Raw genomic sequence first — 15753 nt, forward strand, 5'->3', positions numbered from 1 at the left:
TTTGGTAAGGAACTGTAGACCGCTTACACAAAATTATGGACAGCCTAAAATCTTCGCTTTAAAGCAAAGCGGCATACTATGAGTTGCCTAACTATTGAGTTGTGCCGAGCCGAGCCGCGACTATTTTCGCCTCCCTGCTCACACAAATTAAAGATGCAAATTAGAATCCAAAACTGCTGCCAATATCTTCTATAACACTACCAGGATCGCTAATAACTTCGGCGACTTGGCTCACTTCTTCCGGGATAGGCACATATTCTTGAACCTGCTGCATTACGTACTGCTCAGATTGCTCAGTGTAAATTCCAGGTTCTGCGCCATAACTAGGTATCTCAGGAATGTACCCAATTACCTCCTCTTCAGCAATTCCGCCTATTTCTTCAGGGTTGAACTGTCCGTCAGATAAGGAACGACCTAAATTGCTGCCAAACCCTCCATACTCCTCACCGCCAGCCTGCCACCCTAGCTCCTCTCCCGCAATTCCGCCTGCTTCCTCACGGCTGAACTGTCCGTCAGATAAGGAACGACCTAAATTGCTGCCAAACCCTCCATACTCCTCACCGCCAACCTGCCGCCCTAACTCTTCTCCCGCAATTCCGCCTGCTTCCTCACGGCTGAACTGTCCGTCAGATAAGGAACGACCTAAATTGCTGCCAAACCCTCCATACTCCTCACCGCCAAGTTTTCCTCCCACATAACCACCACCTGCACTACCTGCCATTTCAGCTAGTGTCCTTTCGTCTACCTCTTTTCCGTCGATAATATCTCCACCGGTACGCCCAAGTTCTCTGCCAACAGCGCCACCAGCCTCACCACTAGCCCAAGATCCAATTGCATGTCCTGCAACGCCTGTTGTATCACCCGTGCTGATAGTTTCCCCATCTATACTTCGTCCAGCTAGTTCGCCTACTCCACCACCCACTACAGCTCCAGCAGCACCTCCAACCATCCCTCCAGCCGCGGTGCCAGCAGCTTTTCCGAAATCGCCCATTGCAATATCTTCATCATTTGCAACTTTGCCAGCTAGACCTCCTGCGGCACTACCTGTTGCATAACCTGCCATTGCGCCTGCGGGGCCACCAGAGACAAAACCTCCGACTCCTCCAGCGACACCTCCAACAGTTTCGAGATCAGTCCCAGCGGCATTAGCAATATCAGCCTGACTTTTGATTGATTCTACGCCTACATTTTCTGCTGTATTGACGAACTGTTGCCCAGCAGCTTCAAAATTTCCGGTTGCTGCTGCTTCTGCTACGCTTACTGTCCCGTGGACAGCAACAGTTGTTACTTGAATTGGTGCTTCAACGGTTTCTTTTACAACCTCGACACTTTGTTCGGCATAATTCTTAATATTGTTAAAGATTTTCACAGTCTGAATGCTCCAAGGAATAGGATGTATTAAACGAACGCCAAATTGTATAAATGAAACTGCCCTGACCGAACGCTTCAGATAGGAAAACTACTCTCCCAAACGCTTAATTTGCTCGAAAGCTACCCTATCTTTATGAAGAGCTTCTTGTCGTACTCTGTAGCCTCTCGAAATATTTTCAAGCTCTATGAAATATCTCCTTATTTGCTCGTCGGCAGCATCTCGCGCTTTTCTAAAACGTCGATCTTCTGATTCAATTGCCGATACTATTTCTTGAGCAATACGGTTGAGAAGATATCGAGCGATATTCTTATAGTGGTTAGATGTGGTACGTCTTAAGCTGTCTACAACCTGTTCTATTTTCATTTTCTGTTGCTGAGGTCGGCTAACCGAGGCACCAACTAAACCTGCAAGGGCAGATGCAGCGCTTGCTCCCTGCATTACAGCATAGGGAGACACTGGCTGTCTCGCACTGACACTTGCACTGATACTTATTGCGGCTTGTGCTGATAGCATGGCAATCTTAGCCATACCACCAAATGTATTTCCTGAACTTTCACCGTAAGAGATATCAGCCTTTATATCGCTAAAGGATGCATTAAAATGGCTGGAAAAATCGAGCTTAGCAGCAGGTGAGCTAAATGTATTTACAATCTCAAACTCTGGTAAAAAATTGAGTTGTTGATAGGCTCTTCGCATTAACCCCTCCAAACCCTGCCCTTCGATCAAGCAGCGCATATTTTCCCACTGCTGATCGCCCCATTGAGTTAGCTCAATCTGAAAGAAATGCATCATTGTCGTATGAAGATCATGTCGATTCTGTGGCTGAAGTTGAATGCAAACTTGTCTATTCAGCTTATTGACCACAGGTTCTAACTGATTGACAAAATCTTCAGTCTTTTGCAGAAAATTGCCAGATACAAAGTCTGCTGAAGAATCCTCCCTACATCGTAAGAAGACAGTTCTAGCTTCTCGAAAGAAGTATTCCCTTGAGTCTTCTACTTGCCTTTTTGAGCTAATATAGCGCTCTTGCCAATATTCTAAAGTACCACCTTTCAGGCTGGCTTCAGACCTCTGTATATCATTTTTCAGTGCTATTTCAGCGGCGCTCAAAATTTGGTCAATTCGTTGAATTTGTGGCTGGATCTTTTTGTGAATTCGGTTAGCCAATAATTCTACACCCTGCTCCTTAGCAAGCTTGATAAAAGGAGCAGCGAACGCAACAAACCTTTGTTCTATTGCAGGCTCTAACGGTTTAGAAGGAGTATTAGGGTAAAAGGGATACAGCGGAAGCTCAACAATATCTAGATTGTCTGCTAGTTGTGGATAGTTCTTCTCACCCCACTCCTGAATGGAGCTAAGATTTTCTCTAATTTTATGAACATCTTCGGGTTTAGTGCCTGAAATATCTGCAATAATCACAAGACCAGAAATTTCAGCCTTGCTAGCTTGATCGATTAATTGCTTCTCGGATTGACTAAGTGCTTGAGTAGGATGGATGACTAAAGAAACAAAATCTGCATCAATCTGATTTGAGTCAGGATTGTCAGATGTTGAAGAGATGTTTTGTCCCTCAAACGTAAACTCCGGAGCTTTCTCGCTTGCGGTTGGATAAGCTAAAGCGATCCTATCGCCAGGTTGTAAGACATGACATCCTTTGATTTTTTGACCATTGACGTAAGTGCCATTAGTACTGTTTAGGTCGCAGATTTGCCATGATTGAATAGATGAGCTAATGCTAGAAACAGGTTGTATTTCAGCATGGCGACCTGAAACTTTTTTGTAAATAGGTAGTGGAATATGGATTGTTCTAGCATCATTTTCATGCTGAAGATCCCGACCTATGAGAAAGCTTTGAGTAGAAGATAGCTTATATCGCTCTTCTGATTGCTTAACAACAGAATTAGCTTGCAAGATTAAAGTTGGCGGTTGAGGCTTATAAGAACCTGCTGTGTTGACGGATAAATCTGAAATTTTAGAATTGTAGAATTGTTGCAGACCTTTATGTAGATTGAGAAAGTTCTTCAGTCCTTCAGATAAGAGAGGAAATTGGCTGAAGATTTGTACGGATAGCTGACGAGCATTGAAAAGGGGAGAAATCTTTTCCATATCTTTATGGACTGCTTCCAGACAACGATAGCTTGTTCGAGTAGAAACAAACTGGTTCATTGCCTGGAAAAGCTGATTCAAATTTTCTACATTACTCGTCATGATACTATCTCATTCATATTGTAAGTGTTACACACTCTACTACTGAGCTACTAAATGGTGGCTTCTACTGAGCTACTAAATGGTGGCTTCGCATTCTAAATTTATTAAGTATTATTTGCATTTTTTGAATGCCGACTGTACAGACGGTTTATTCCCCAGCCTGAAAGAATGGGATCTATCAAAATTCCTGGCACAAAACCAAGATTCGGACTTACAAGAGTCATTAGAGAAACAAGAAAAGACGAAGCAATCGACAACAATATCCACCAAGCACTTTGCGAAAAATGTTTTCGCAGATATTTTAACCATTGTGCTAACCCAATTAATCCACCACCAATTACTCCGATACCAATCTCAAGGACAGGATCTGTAGAGATAGTTGATGTGCTACTCATATAGCCGCTAGAAGCCATAAGGGAACCATAAATTGAAAATCCAAAAGTTGTTGCATAAATCCAACTGCTAGCATCTGGCATTTTCAGCTTTAGGGCAGACCATTGGAATATTCCTAGAATACAGCCAAATGTTCCCCACATTGCTATAGATGCAAAACGCGAAGTAAATACTTGATCCATTTCCCATCCAGTCACACCCAGGCAAATAGCTGCCACTATAAATAGACCAAATAGACCTGTGACATATCCTCCTAAAGATAACCAAAACCACTTCCAAAAAATACCGCCAGATTTGCTGGCAGACAATGAATGTTTTGTGGGTACGGGCTGGACTTCTGGTAAAGGTGTTGCTGGTGCTTGTTGATTCTCTGGTTGCGATGGAGTCCAAAAAGTAGGGGCTTGCTTAGAGTTTAATGCCTGTAGAAGTTCTTGAGAGTCTACAGGACGTTGACGCACTAAAGATGCTGTCATCTTATCGAGCAAGTCTGCCAATTTCTGATTTACATTGGGTACATATTCTCGCCACTTCAGACTGTCATTATAAGCATCGTAGGGAATTTCTGAAGGTTCCTTTCCTGTCAATAAAAAGATAAATGTCTTTCCTAAAGAGTAAAAGTCAGATTGTTTTAAGACCTGACCATTCATTTGCTCTGGTGCTGTATAGCCGACTGAGTTAACTGTGGTGCCTCCTGCTGCCATGTGAGATGCGACCTCAGTACCGCCACTTACGGCGGCTGTGGCAACCTGTGCACCAGTACCCTCGCGAACTGCACCAAAGTCAATCAATGCTAGCCTACCATCAGGCTTAAAACCAATATTTTGTGGTTTGATATCTCGGTGTAAAAGCCCTTGCTCATGAACTGCTTGCAGAATCAGCACGAGTTCTTTTAACCAGCGTTCAGCCGTTTCTGAATCGATTGGATGTCTGAGCTGCTTGAGGTAATCCCGTAAGTTCATACCCTCCATCTTTTCCATCACTAGACAGTGAATGGGGGCTTGTCCATCAGCAGGATGAAAGACGGTATAGCTGTTTGGCTCAACCTTGGGAATACCCGGATGATTGAGTTGACTAAGCACTTCTGCTTCTCGTTGAAATAACTCCACTGCTTTAGGGGAGTTATCGATCAAAACTTTGATAACTTTATTTCGTACTCCCAGATCAGCAGCTTCATAGGTTTTACCAAAGCCACCGTCACCCAAAACTTTTGTGGCACGATAGCGTTGCCTCAGCAAAAGAGACGATTGACAATTCTGACAAAATTGAGCGTTGTCAGGATTGTTAGGCTGATCACAACGTGGATTGATGCAAAGAGTCATATTTAGTCTCTACTAAGCTTGATGAGTAATAATCGTGCATCTTATTCTCCTTGAATTTCTGAGAGTGGAGTCAGACAAAAACCCTCTGCCAAATCATCTGTCCACTCCTGATTTTGCCAATTCGTAACATCTTGGATGCACACATCCAGATCCCCGCCATAATTAGCATCTTTATAATCCTGTTCTTCAGGAATGTTATCGTAAACACATTGTCCATTATGCCAAGCATCAACACCAATTTGTTCCTCACATTCTTTTTGTGCTTGAGATATGTCACTAGGGCTAGTTGAAGCTGCTGGCTCACTCAAAATATAGTCAGCAGCTTCGACTGATTGGTTTAAACAGGGCTCAATCACAGCGTCGTTAGTTATAGCGTCAAAGTGGGCCCATCCAGAATCGCCATTTAATAACTGAAGTTGCACCCAACTACCAGCTCTAATTCCAGTCACAGGTAGGCTGTTATTATCAAGAGGAATTACAGTCTGATTTTCAGCCCTCTTACTCGGCTCAGTTCGGACATTGCCACTCACGTTTGCAATGCATTCGCTTGCTAAGTCGGAAGGAATCTCTGCGGGAGGAAGCCCTACTTCAACGGGGTAGTCAGAAGAATGGTCGTAGCTAGCGTTTTCAACTACAAAAGCAAATAAAGCTAGACCTAGAAGCCCTACAAAACTGCCCAGCAACCACAGTTTTTTCTGATTAGATGCTTGCTCTTTGACGAAAGGAATGGGATTTTCTGACGTTGGTTTTGGCTGATTTGACGGTTGTGTAGTTCGAGCCTGTTCATCAGGTGAGACTTTGGATTGCGAAGCTTTTGCATCAGGTTGCTTCTGTTTTTGAGCCAGTTCTTTCTTAACTTGCTCCTGAATATTTAGTGCCTCCGCATCCTGGATACTCAAGTCTCTTTGCAGTCTCTTCAGCAGAGATTGCACATGATAGTCATTAAGAAACCCAGTCTGTGCGTGGTTCATGACCTCTTGCTTATACTGCTCGATTTTTGTCGTGTATCTATTCTTTGTCTTGTGGGATTCTTCCAATTTTTCCAAGACTTCCTGAACATTCGAGGGACGTGGCCGTACTAAAGTTGACTGCATTTGGTCTAGCAACTTTACTAAATTTGGTTCCACATTCGGTGCATATTGATGCCACTCCAAGGCATCATTGTAAGCATCATAGGAAATTTCTGATGGCTCCTTCCCAGTCAACAGGAAAATCAGTGCCCGTCCCAAAGAATAAAGGTCAGACTGCTTCACTGCCTGACCATTTACCTGTTCTGGTGCCGTATAGCCTGCCGTAACAATGCTCGTTCCACCTGCTATGTGAGAAGCAACTTCTGTATTACCACTTGCTGCTGTGGCAACTTGCGTACCAGTACCCTCGCGCACTGCACCGAAATCAACCAGTGCCAACTTACCATCAGGTTTAAAGATAATATTTTGTGGTTTGATGTCTCGGTGCAAAATTCCTTGTTCATGAACCTCTTTCAAAATTACGAGCAGCTCTTTTAACCATCGTTTAGCCGTTTCTGAATCGATAGGATGCCCCAATTGCTTGAGGTAATCTCGCAGATTCATCCCCTCTACCTTTTCCATCACTAAGCAATGAACTGAGGCTTGCCCGTCATGCGATTGAAAAACAAAGTAGCCGCCCTGCTCAGCTTTGGGAATTCCTAAAGAGTTATGGCTGCTTAAAAACTCAGCCTCTCGCTGAAATAACTCAACCGCTTTAGGAGAGTTATTTATCAAAACTTTAAGGACTTTATCCGGGGTTCCTAAATCTGACACCTCGTAGATTTTGCCGAAACCCCCTCCACCCAAAACCTTTACAGCACGGTAGCGCTGCTTCAGCAGAAGTGCGGATTGGCAGTTCTGACAAAACTGAGCATTGTCATGGTTCTGGGGCTTATCGCAACGTGGGTTGATGCAGAGCGTCATAAAGGGTGCCAACAGATTAATGATTCAATTTTCATAGTTGCTTTCTCATTTTCCCCTCAGAATCAGGAAAATTTATATCGTTTATAAGATTTCATAAATTTTCCTGATTCTGCACCACTGATAACCTTGATTTTCTGGAGGCGATCGCGTCAAACAAACAAGCTCCCGGTTACACTCTCACCGATAACTCAGCGGTACAACGGTTCTGGTCAGCGGTTGCTCATACCTTTGCAACACCACAAGCGGATTCGGTCAACCCGCTGCACCAAAATTGCTAGGCTGCTCTTTTTCTAACTGCAAACCCCTGTGTATCCCATAAATCTGTTTGGATCTCTATCAAGCCGACCGAAACTGGGTTGTTGAGGTCTAGAGCGTTGGTGGGACTCAAGTGCTTGTGGGTTTCTGAATCCACAAAAAGTCCCATTCCCTGACGAGAAGAATACAGTACCTCCATTATCAAAATATCCACTTGGAAAAGTGCAGATACCAGCATATGCACCAAAACTGCCTGGATCTTGCCGTCCTAGGCTAGGGGCTTGATTTACTCTTTGGAAAAATTCTAAATGCTTTGGACTAGCAAAACCGCAGTGGGACGTTCCGTTGGCGTAGAAAACTGTTCCCCCATTGTCGAAGTATCCCACACGGTTTTGTGTTGGTTGATTGTCTGGAGTAGGCCATGATGGACATGGTTCTACTAGACAAGCATAAGCGGGTTTTGCGCTCACTGTAGACAACGCTGTAGCGAATGCACAAAATACAAAGATTAATAAGTTGCCTTTTTTCATAGTTCCTCACTAGTGGGTGGATAGGCGGAATAAATTGGCATAACACCTGAAACTGAAACAATCCTAACCCTTACAAACTTGCTTTATCAGCCGTGCAAAGTCAGGAAAAGGTCAGAGGAAAGTCAGATACACCCACAGAACCACCTCAATCGAAATCGAGCGGTCTAACTTATTATTATGCTGAAAATTTCCACCTATTCTGCTCTCGTGCGGCAAAATAGGTGGAAATTCGTCCGTTTAATCACCCTATGTGGCAGATTAGGTTGGAAGACTTAAGTATAATCATCCCTGCAATGCCAGCCAAGTCTGTTTAGGCTTTCTTTATCAAAAATTTACAGAATGCAGCCTTCTTAGCCTCGCCCAAAGAACCTCCTCGATCAGGTGCGCGAGGTCATTCGAGCTAAGCACTATTCCTACCGCACAGAAGAAACCTACGTTCAATGGATTCGTCGCTACACCCTTTTTCATGACAAGCGCCATCCTAAAGAGAGGGGCGTGCCAGAAATTGAAAAATTCCTGACCCATTTAGCGGTGACCCAGCGGGTATCGGCGGCAACCCAAAGCCAAGCGCTCAGTGCGCTGCTGTTTCTTTACAGGCAGGTTTTGTGCCAACCTTTGGATGGAAGAATAGAGGCTGTTAGGGCCAAGCGCTCTACCAAACTCCCGACGGTGCTGACACCAGAAGAAGTCGCCTCAGTGATTCAGCAGATGTCGGGTGTCCACCGACTAATCGCTCAGCTACTGTACGGCAGCGGATTGCGCTTACTGGAAACGATGCAGCTACGGATTAAAGGCTTGGACTTTCCCCAACATCAAATTATCGTCAGAGATGCAAAGGGGGAAAATAGTCGTGCAACGATGCTGCCTGAACGTGTAGTTCTCACTTTCGAAGAGCATTTACAAGGGATCAAGCGCATTCATGAGCAAGGCTATGGAGCGGTGACCTTGCCTCTCGCATTGGCTAGAAAGTAACCCAATGTAATGAGAGTGGATTTGGCAATTTGTCTTCCCCGCCTCCACGCGTTGCCGAGATCCTCGTAGTGAAGCTATCGTTCGTTATCACCAGCTATTGCCCACACTCAACAGAGCGCGGCAATGCTTTATTCGCATGGTTAAAATCTTGCTTCATGGCGGCTTTTGCCTGAACCGATAGCGGATTTCCTTTGATAAATGCAGTCGCAACCTCCCCAATTCGGTTCAAATACTGTTCAGATCGAGCAACGGAACAGGCTGCTGCGTACCATTGCCATAGCTCAGCAAGCTGCTGGTCGGGATGGGTAGGCTGTCCAGCGCCCATTAGCTGCTCATTCCAGTCTTTGCCTGTGTGCGGATATAGCCTCTCTACGCTTGGTAGTTGCCGAGCCACCCGCCAAGCCATCAGTTCACCCGACTGGTCGGCATCGAAGCCGATCACAACATTCCCCCCACGCTGCATCACCCCCCGCAAAGCCTCTACCGGCAAAGCCCCCGCCCCATCCACCGAAAGATAAATCGTCACGCCATGCTGAGAATGATTCTGCCGATCCAACATCGCCAGCGACATCGCATCAATCGGTGATTCCGTCAGCAGCACCCGCGCAATCTGCCCGCTGCCCGTCCCCAGCCAAAACCATCCCTTATCTCTCATCGTCCCTTGGGCCATTCCTCGAAAGGCATTCTGCTCACCCCACGTTCCCCGCAAACTGGCACCTGTACTCTCCCCTCGCCGCCACTGCCCATCCGCCATCCCATGCCGGACAAACACCACATTCTGAAAGTCATCAGCATAGATTAGGCTCTTCTCATGTAGCCGCTCCACCAGCGCCAGTGGTAGCTTTCGCGTTTCTACCAAATAGCGCTGCACCGCTTCCCAACGCCGTTCATTAGCTTGTGGCATAACCAAAGGCCGAGGTTCTTTCGGTTCTGTATGCTGATGTGAAATACTCGCAGTCTGAGAAAAGCTACGCCCCGATAGCCACTCTACAGCCTCCTTAAAATCACATTCTCTAACATGCATCACCAAATCAATCGCACCGCCACCGCCGCCCTTGTCCGCCAGCCAGTCCATGAAGAGGCGATCACTAATGCTAATAATGTGGTCACCATCGCGCCACTTATGTTTGTCATGCGGATCGCGCTCTAGCCCCAACTCAACCGCTACCCCTTCCAAATCAGCTTCCCGCACCTCATCAGCCACCTCCTTCAGCGAAGGCTCTGCAATTGCGGCAATCCTCCGAACAGGAGGCTCAGACGTTGGCGTTTCTTGCGCTTCTGACTGAAACTGCTTCTGGGCAGCCTCTACAAATCCTTGGGCAACGATGTTCTGGGCAAAAAGCTTGGCAAATTCTGAATCATGGCCTCGTAGCTCGCCCCCCTGTAGTGCGTTGGGTACCGCTACTTCCTTGAATTTGATCTGGTCATTTCCTTCAATGGCGAACACCATTTCCGTATCGATATAGGTGTCGCCGTTCTGGCTCAGGTAGTGGGTCAGGCAAAGGTCGTTTCCTAGCCGCTCTATCACCAGAGGAATGTAAGGCTCGTTGAGAATCCTGAAATGAAAGTCCTGGTCTTTTTGAACCGTTTCCCAGAGTCCTGCTTCCTGTAAAAAGCTGATGACCTGATCTTCAAGCGTGGCTCGTTTCCCTGAAGGAGATCGCGCTAGCTGAATCGGCGGGCGCGTGATTTTGGAGGGAGACAGTACCTGCGGCTCACTTACCTGACTCAGTAAGGGTTCATCAGGTGGCGGCTTGCCAACAGCCTCATTCACCGCTGTTAGTGAGGGTAGAGAAATACCCAAGTAGTCACGAGCAACATCCTGAAACTCAAAGGCGGCTAGGGCGTAGTGCCGCTGTTTCATCAATACCTCTAGAGCGGCATCGAGTTGGTCTGAAGTGACGGGGACTGTCATGCGATCGCCCACCGAATAAAAGTCACCCTCCACCGCAGTCAACAGCGCCTGATCCAGGTAGTACTTCCCGCCAACACCTTTTGCCTTGGGCGTCTCCAAGATAAATCCTTCCTCCCTGGGTATCTTCTTTAGCGTCAGCAGCTCATCCAACGTCTTCACCGCACCCTGTCCATCTGTCAGCGTCGTGATAAAAGCCCTCACTTGCGCCGGTTCCGGCAGTGCCACTGGCTCATTCTCCAGCGCCTTGATCAGCTCAAAGCCCTTCGGCATCATCAGCCCCTGACGCACCTTGCCCTGGTCATCTGTGTAGTTCACAAACTTACCAGCGGGATACTTCTCAAACGCCTTAATCAGGTTGCCAGTAAAAATCTGACAGTGCTCGCGCTGAACGGCCTGGGCTTCGTCGAAAAGCTGGTAGATATCTTCCCCGTTCTGCGTTTGTGCGGTCGGCTGAACCTGGAGCGAGCTAACCCGGTCTGTATTGACATTGGAAAGTGGAATGACCAGTTCCCTCGCAGGCCCCGCAATCAAGATCCGCAGCTTCCAACTGTGCGGCGCAGCCGGGTTTGCCGACTTCCGCTTCTGCTCAACGCTTTCAACGACGCCATAGACAGACTCGCCCAGCCGTTCCTGCGGCGTCCGCACCTGCAGCGTTCGTCCGGGTACGAACTTTTCGAGGGCTTGTGTGACTTGCTGTAGCTGCGTATCGAGCCGCTCGGCAAATTTCTCTCTAGCCTTAGGATCTCGTTTAGTGGCGATGGTCGTGAGCCGATACTTCAATGTGTCCATTTTCAGCATGTCAACGGTAGCGGCCCGCTGCTGCTGAGCGACATTGAGCGTCTGAGTTCGGTTATGCTGATCTACTTCCAGGGCGGGTGGCAGCTTCAGTTTTTGCCTGACCGCATCAATCACCTGTAGCTGCGTCATGGGTTTCGCCAGCACTTTGGCATCAACCACTTCCAGATACACCGCACCGGTAAACTCACTAGACTGATTGGCCTGTGCGTTTGTGACCTGGGAGTTCAAACTTTCAGCCGCGCTCACCACCTCTGCCCGAGCAACGGTTTTAGCATCCAGATCTAACTGCCCAGCCGCCAGGTTGTTGTCGCCCATTGCCTGAGCCCGCTGCACCAGTTCTTGGTAATCCCCTTCAATCAGGCTGTAGACTGCTTCTTGCTCAGCAATCGGCAGTAGCGGTATTCTCCCGGTGACTTTCCTCACCAGGGCAATATCCGCATCGCTGTCGCTGACCTGGGCTAAGGGGAAGTCTAGCTGCGCATTCAGATCCGGGTCATCCTTGAGCAAATCAGTGACTACCTGCTCACCGTATTCGTTCATGAAGTCAACGACATTTTGCAGAGAGATATCAGAGTCTCTCGCAGCGGTGGTATTGGCGTTGAGGCTGGCCATTTTTCGGCAGAGCAGGGCACCGGGCCGTTTCTCGGCAGGAATATCGCCGATGAGTAGGGTGTACCGGGGTCGCACGACCTGACCGGTGCGATGGATGCGCCCCAGCATTTGCATGAACACGTTGATATCGCGTTCTGCCTGCGCGACAATCATGTGACGAGGCCGCTGGTCGGCAAACTTCTCGGAAGCGTGCAGCGAAATGCCGGTTGAGCCAGAGCAGTTCAGCAGAATGACATCGGCTTGGCCTGCATTGAACTGGGCAACGGCATTGATTTTTCCCTTGGCGGTAGTTTCTTGGACAGGCCGAATTTTGTAGGTCGCAGAGCCATCGGCGCTGTAGGCTAATCCCACCTTACGCCCGGTGACTTCGGCAACCCGGTAGCCCGCTCGCTCTAGCTGCTGCTCGATGTAGTCAATGGGGCTAATTGGAACGCTGTAGAAGTCACCTGCTTGGATGCACTCCAGCGCGTCTTCATAGGCACTGACTCCATCGATGCCTAGCTCACCATCCGTCAGGCGGTGGCGCGTAGACTGCGCACGATAGTCGCGAATGAGTACGTCACGAGACCGTTCTAAATAGCGCTCTAACAGGTCACCAAACGACAGACTGATGTCATTTCCGTGTTCCAGATCGTGGGCATCCGCATAGGCTTTGATGAAGCTGCCCATGGTGTTCGCGACGGCAATCACCGGCTTTTCGCCTTGCTCAAGTGAGGAGAGGGCTGCGCGTACGGTCGCGTCTGCTTTTTGTGCGAGCAGTCCCTGTTCAATGCAGTTGTGCATGAGCGAGGTAAAGTTCGTGCTCTTTGCCCCCACTTCTCCGACGGAGGTATCTGTACCAAACGCTTTGGCCTGCGCCTTTAGCTCATCTTTGATTGTTTTTACGGCTGCTTGCTTAGCCCGGTCAAAGTCTCGAATCGCTCGCATGGCGGCTGAGAATTGGTCGGCGACGGCTTTATCTACTGAAACAGTCTGAGCCTGGAAGCTGACCCCTTCATAGGAACGCTCTCGCCTGAGCATGTGGCTAGCTGCGACTAGCTTACTGGCAATAATCTGCTGAAGCGGAACGCCGCCTCGATACAGAATATTCTCTAGCGAAGCCATGCTCTGAACGCCCAACCTCAGATCGGTGCGTCTGGCGTACAAGTCCATTACATCGGGGCGTTTGGCGTAGGTCGCAGAGGAGTAAAAGACGCCTTTGGACAGGTCTATCAGTTCGCGGACGAATTCTGCTCGGTCAGGCGGGCCAGTCTCTTTCCAGCCGTTCTGACTACTGCCACCGGCTTGGTGAGCTTCGTCTAGAATCAGGTAGGCGTTGGGGGCGATCGCTCTTAAAAACTCTCGTCTCAGCGGCTCTTTCTTCTTCACCGTCTGTAGCTGACTGTAGGTGGTGAAGACCGCGCTATGGCTCGTAAGCTGCTTTCTGCGTATGATCTCCATCATCGCCTTTTTCTGCTGCGCCGAACCGGGCGTCGTCAGCAGCCCGCCATTCGCCAGCGGAATCTCTGTATGGCTATCGGTGACAAAAGGAGAGAAGCTCCGCAGGCCGATGTCATGAACATCGCGCATCATATCGGCGTAGAGCGGTTTGTCTTTGGTAACGAAGATGGCAATTTTGCCAGTTTGCCTGGCATAGCGAATGATGCTGGCACAGATCCGGCCTTTGCCGATGCCGGTTTGGTCGCCGGTAATGAAGCCTGACCCTCGCTCAATATTGCTGATGGCTAGTGCAGAGGCATCGACTTGTTCAGCGCTGAAGTATCGGTGTAGCTCCGTCGTAGATGAATATCCCAGTCGTGAGCGCAGGTACTCATCAATGTTGCCGTGCTGCCCTTCAAAGCGTTCCAGAGCTAACTGTGCAGCGTTGGCCATGTTGTAGGGAATCAGCGTTTCAGAGGATTGCCCCTGGCTTTTGGAAATGTAGGGTACTTGCCGGGGCTGGAGCGGTGAGTCTGTCGTTTCTTCTGTCTCTGTCGTCAGGGCGTGAGTGTCATTAGCCATTCTTCTAGGGTGGTGTCGTCGTGCGTTTCTATCAGGTCGGGATACGTTGGATCGTTGTCGGTGATCAGCTTCATTGGGAACGTGATGCCGTAGTGCCACATCCGTTCCTGAAACCTCCAGTTGTCGTGAATCAGGAGATTGGCCCATTCCTGTCGCCAGGAGTCGTTGTCCGTGCTGGCTGTCAGAATCGGCGTGGGCTGAGCGCTGTCGAGTTGATCTAGCGTGTTGCTCAACAGCTTTTGGGTCTCGGACAGGGAAGTCTGACTGACCCAGTCTTGAATCATGCCGTCTAGTCGGGCTTGTATGAGTTCCAGATAGGTTTTCTCGTCCAGGCGGGTGAGGGTTGGGGGTGCGCAGACGATGAAGAGAAAGGGCAGTTGCTCTGGCATCCAGAGATTCGGAAAATCCGGGTAGTTCTGATAGAGGGCGGGAGAAATTAGTAGGGGAAGATTGGATGGATTCATTCGGAATTATCTCCTTAAGTGAATGGTATGAGGTGTAGAAGGGCGGAAGCTCGGCTGCGGGGAGGGGGCGCTGAGACTGTCCGCGACCGGAAATGACGATGAGGTCAATCGGGAAACCTGCACCCTGTTTTCGGTATAGGTCACCTGAAAGTGAAAGGTGTTGAGTGACGTTGTAGTGGCGATACAGCAGGTGATAGAAGGCGCGGGTTTCGCGGCGATTGTACCGGTCGGATCTAGCAGCAGGGTCTTTTCCCAGTTTACCGCCGAGGATAAGAACGGCGCTGCCATGGTCTTTCATGGTCGTCAGGGCTTTGAGGGCGATCGCCTGATCAATCTGACTTGTCCAAGTGTCGTACATCGGGAAACGACGGGTGCGGCCTTGCTCATTCTTAACGGTGCCAAAGGGCGGGTTGCAGACGACTACATCAGTTTTAACATTAGGACTGTAGGCGATCGCGTCTTTCTGAGTGAGCTGGCTGTAGCCTCGGGTTTGGAGTTCGGCGATGCGATCTGGGTTGAGTTCGTTGGCGATGGTAAGCCGAGGATTAGCCCCAATCAACAGCGATCCATTCCCTGCCGTCGGTTCATACACTGTTTTTTCTGAAGTGATACCTCCCAGCACGGAAGCTAAATATGCAATAGGAACCGGCGTACTGTAAGCCTGCTGAAGCACTGAAGTAGAAGACCTCACCCCGAGCCGAGGCTGGCGCTGAAGTAGGTCGATTAGTGTGTCATAGGCTTCGTGGGTAGTTTGGGCTGTGTGAATAGAGGTTGCTGCAACGCGGACAATCGCGGCTTCAATCGCCTCATCCACCTGTTTGGCTAATGCTGAGCCGGGTAAGACAGCGGTTCCCAGCATTTCGGCGGCAAACTGACGGGCCTCAACAATGCGATTAAAGCGACCTCCTAATAAAAAGTGTTCAGCGTAGGCTGATGTTAAAGATAGGCTCATCCTGTACGCCTCCAAAAGCTAGCGTCGG

Annotated in this window: 6 protein-coding genes; 1 reads left to right on the forward strand and 5 read right to left on the reverse strand. The window is 48.7% G+C overall.

Translation table 11 applies throughout. From position 1 onward, the window contains the following. Window positions 1-160: 160 nt before the first annotated feature. From CKL79_RS08760 to CKL79_RS08775, 4 genes are all read right to left on the reverse strand, one after another. Entirely contained in the window at window positions 161-1369 is a 1209-nt protein-coding gene (locus CKL79_RS08760) for a hypothetical protein (RefSeq protein ID WP_121969203.1), read from the reverse strand. Between the two features lie 90 nt (window positions 1370-1459). Beyond that, window positions 1460-3580 carry an FHA domain-containing protein gene (locus CKL79_RS08765; RefSeq protein ID WP_205879041.1) on the reverse strand — a complete coding sequence of 707 codons (2121 nt, stop codon included), beginning with the start codon at window positions 3578-3580 and terminating at the stop codon, window positions 1460-1462. A 104-nt stretch (window positions 3581-3684) separates the two neighbouring features. Further along, the gene (locus CKL79_RS08770; RefSeq protein WP_121969205.1) at window positions 3685-5292 is read right to left on the reverse strand and encodes a serine/threonine-protein kinase; all 1608 of its coding nucleotides are present in this window, start codon (window positions 5290-5292) and stop codon (window positions 3685-3687) included. Between the two features lie 41 nt (window positions 5293-5333). Beyond that, window positions 5334-7226: a serine/threonine protein kinase gene (locus tag CKL79_RS08775; protein ID WP_121969206.1), complete on the reverse strand. Its 1893-nt coding sequence runs from the start codon at window positions 7224-7226 to the stop codon at window positions 5334-5336. Window positions 7227-8392: 1166 nt separating this feature from the next. Here CKL79_RS08775 and CKL79_RS08785 point away from each other — a divergent pair. After that, the gene (locus CKL79_RS08785; RefSeq protein ID WP_240518753.1) at window positions 8393-8983 is read left to right on the forward strand and encodes a phage integrase N-terminal SAM-like domain-containing protein; all 591 of its coding nucleotides are present in this window, start codon (window positions 8393-8395) and stop codon (window positions 8981-8983) included. Between the two features lie 94 nt (window positions 8984-9077). Here the strand turns inward: CKL79_RS08785 and CKL79_RS08790 are convergent, their stop codons facing one another. Continuing rightward, the gene (locus tag CKL79_RS08790) at window positions 9078-15725 is read right to left on the reverse strand and encodes a strawberry notch C-terminal domain-containing protein (RefSeq protein WP_141242182.1); all 6648 of its coding nucleotides are present in this window, start codon (window positions 15723-15725) and stop codon (window positions 9078-9080) included. Window positions 15726-15753 lie beyond the last annotated feature (28 nt).

Origin of the sequence: Leptolyngbya sp. BC1307 (genome assembly GCF_002286735.1) — a bacterium.
Lineage (GTDB): Bacteria > Cyanobacteriota > Cyanobacteriia > Phormidesmidales > Phormidesmidaceae > Phormidesmis.

What these genes read in the sequence shown, in the direction of transcription:
- CKL79_RS08765 (WP_205879041.1), bottom strand. Translation starts at nt 3,580, where the DNA reads ATGACGAGTAATGTAGAAAATTTGAATCAGCTTTTCCAGGCAATGAAC.
- CKL79_RS08770 (WP_121969205.1), bottom strand. Translation starts at nt 5,292, where the DNA reads ATGACTCTTTGCATCAATCCACGTTGTGATCAGCCTAACAATCCTGAC.
- CKL79_RS08775 (WP_121969206.1), bottom strand. Translation starts at nt 7,226, where the DNA reads ATGACGCTCTGCATCAACCCACGTTGCGATAAGCCCCAGAACCATGAC.
- CKL79_RS08790 (WP_141242182.1), bottom strand. Translation starts at nt 15,725, where the DNA reads ATGAGCCTATCTTTAACATCAGCCTACGCTGAACACTTTTTATTAGGA.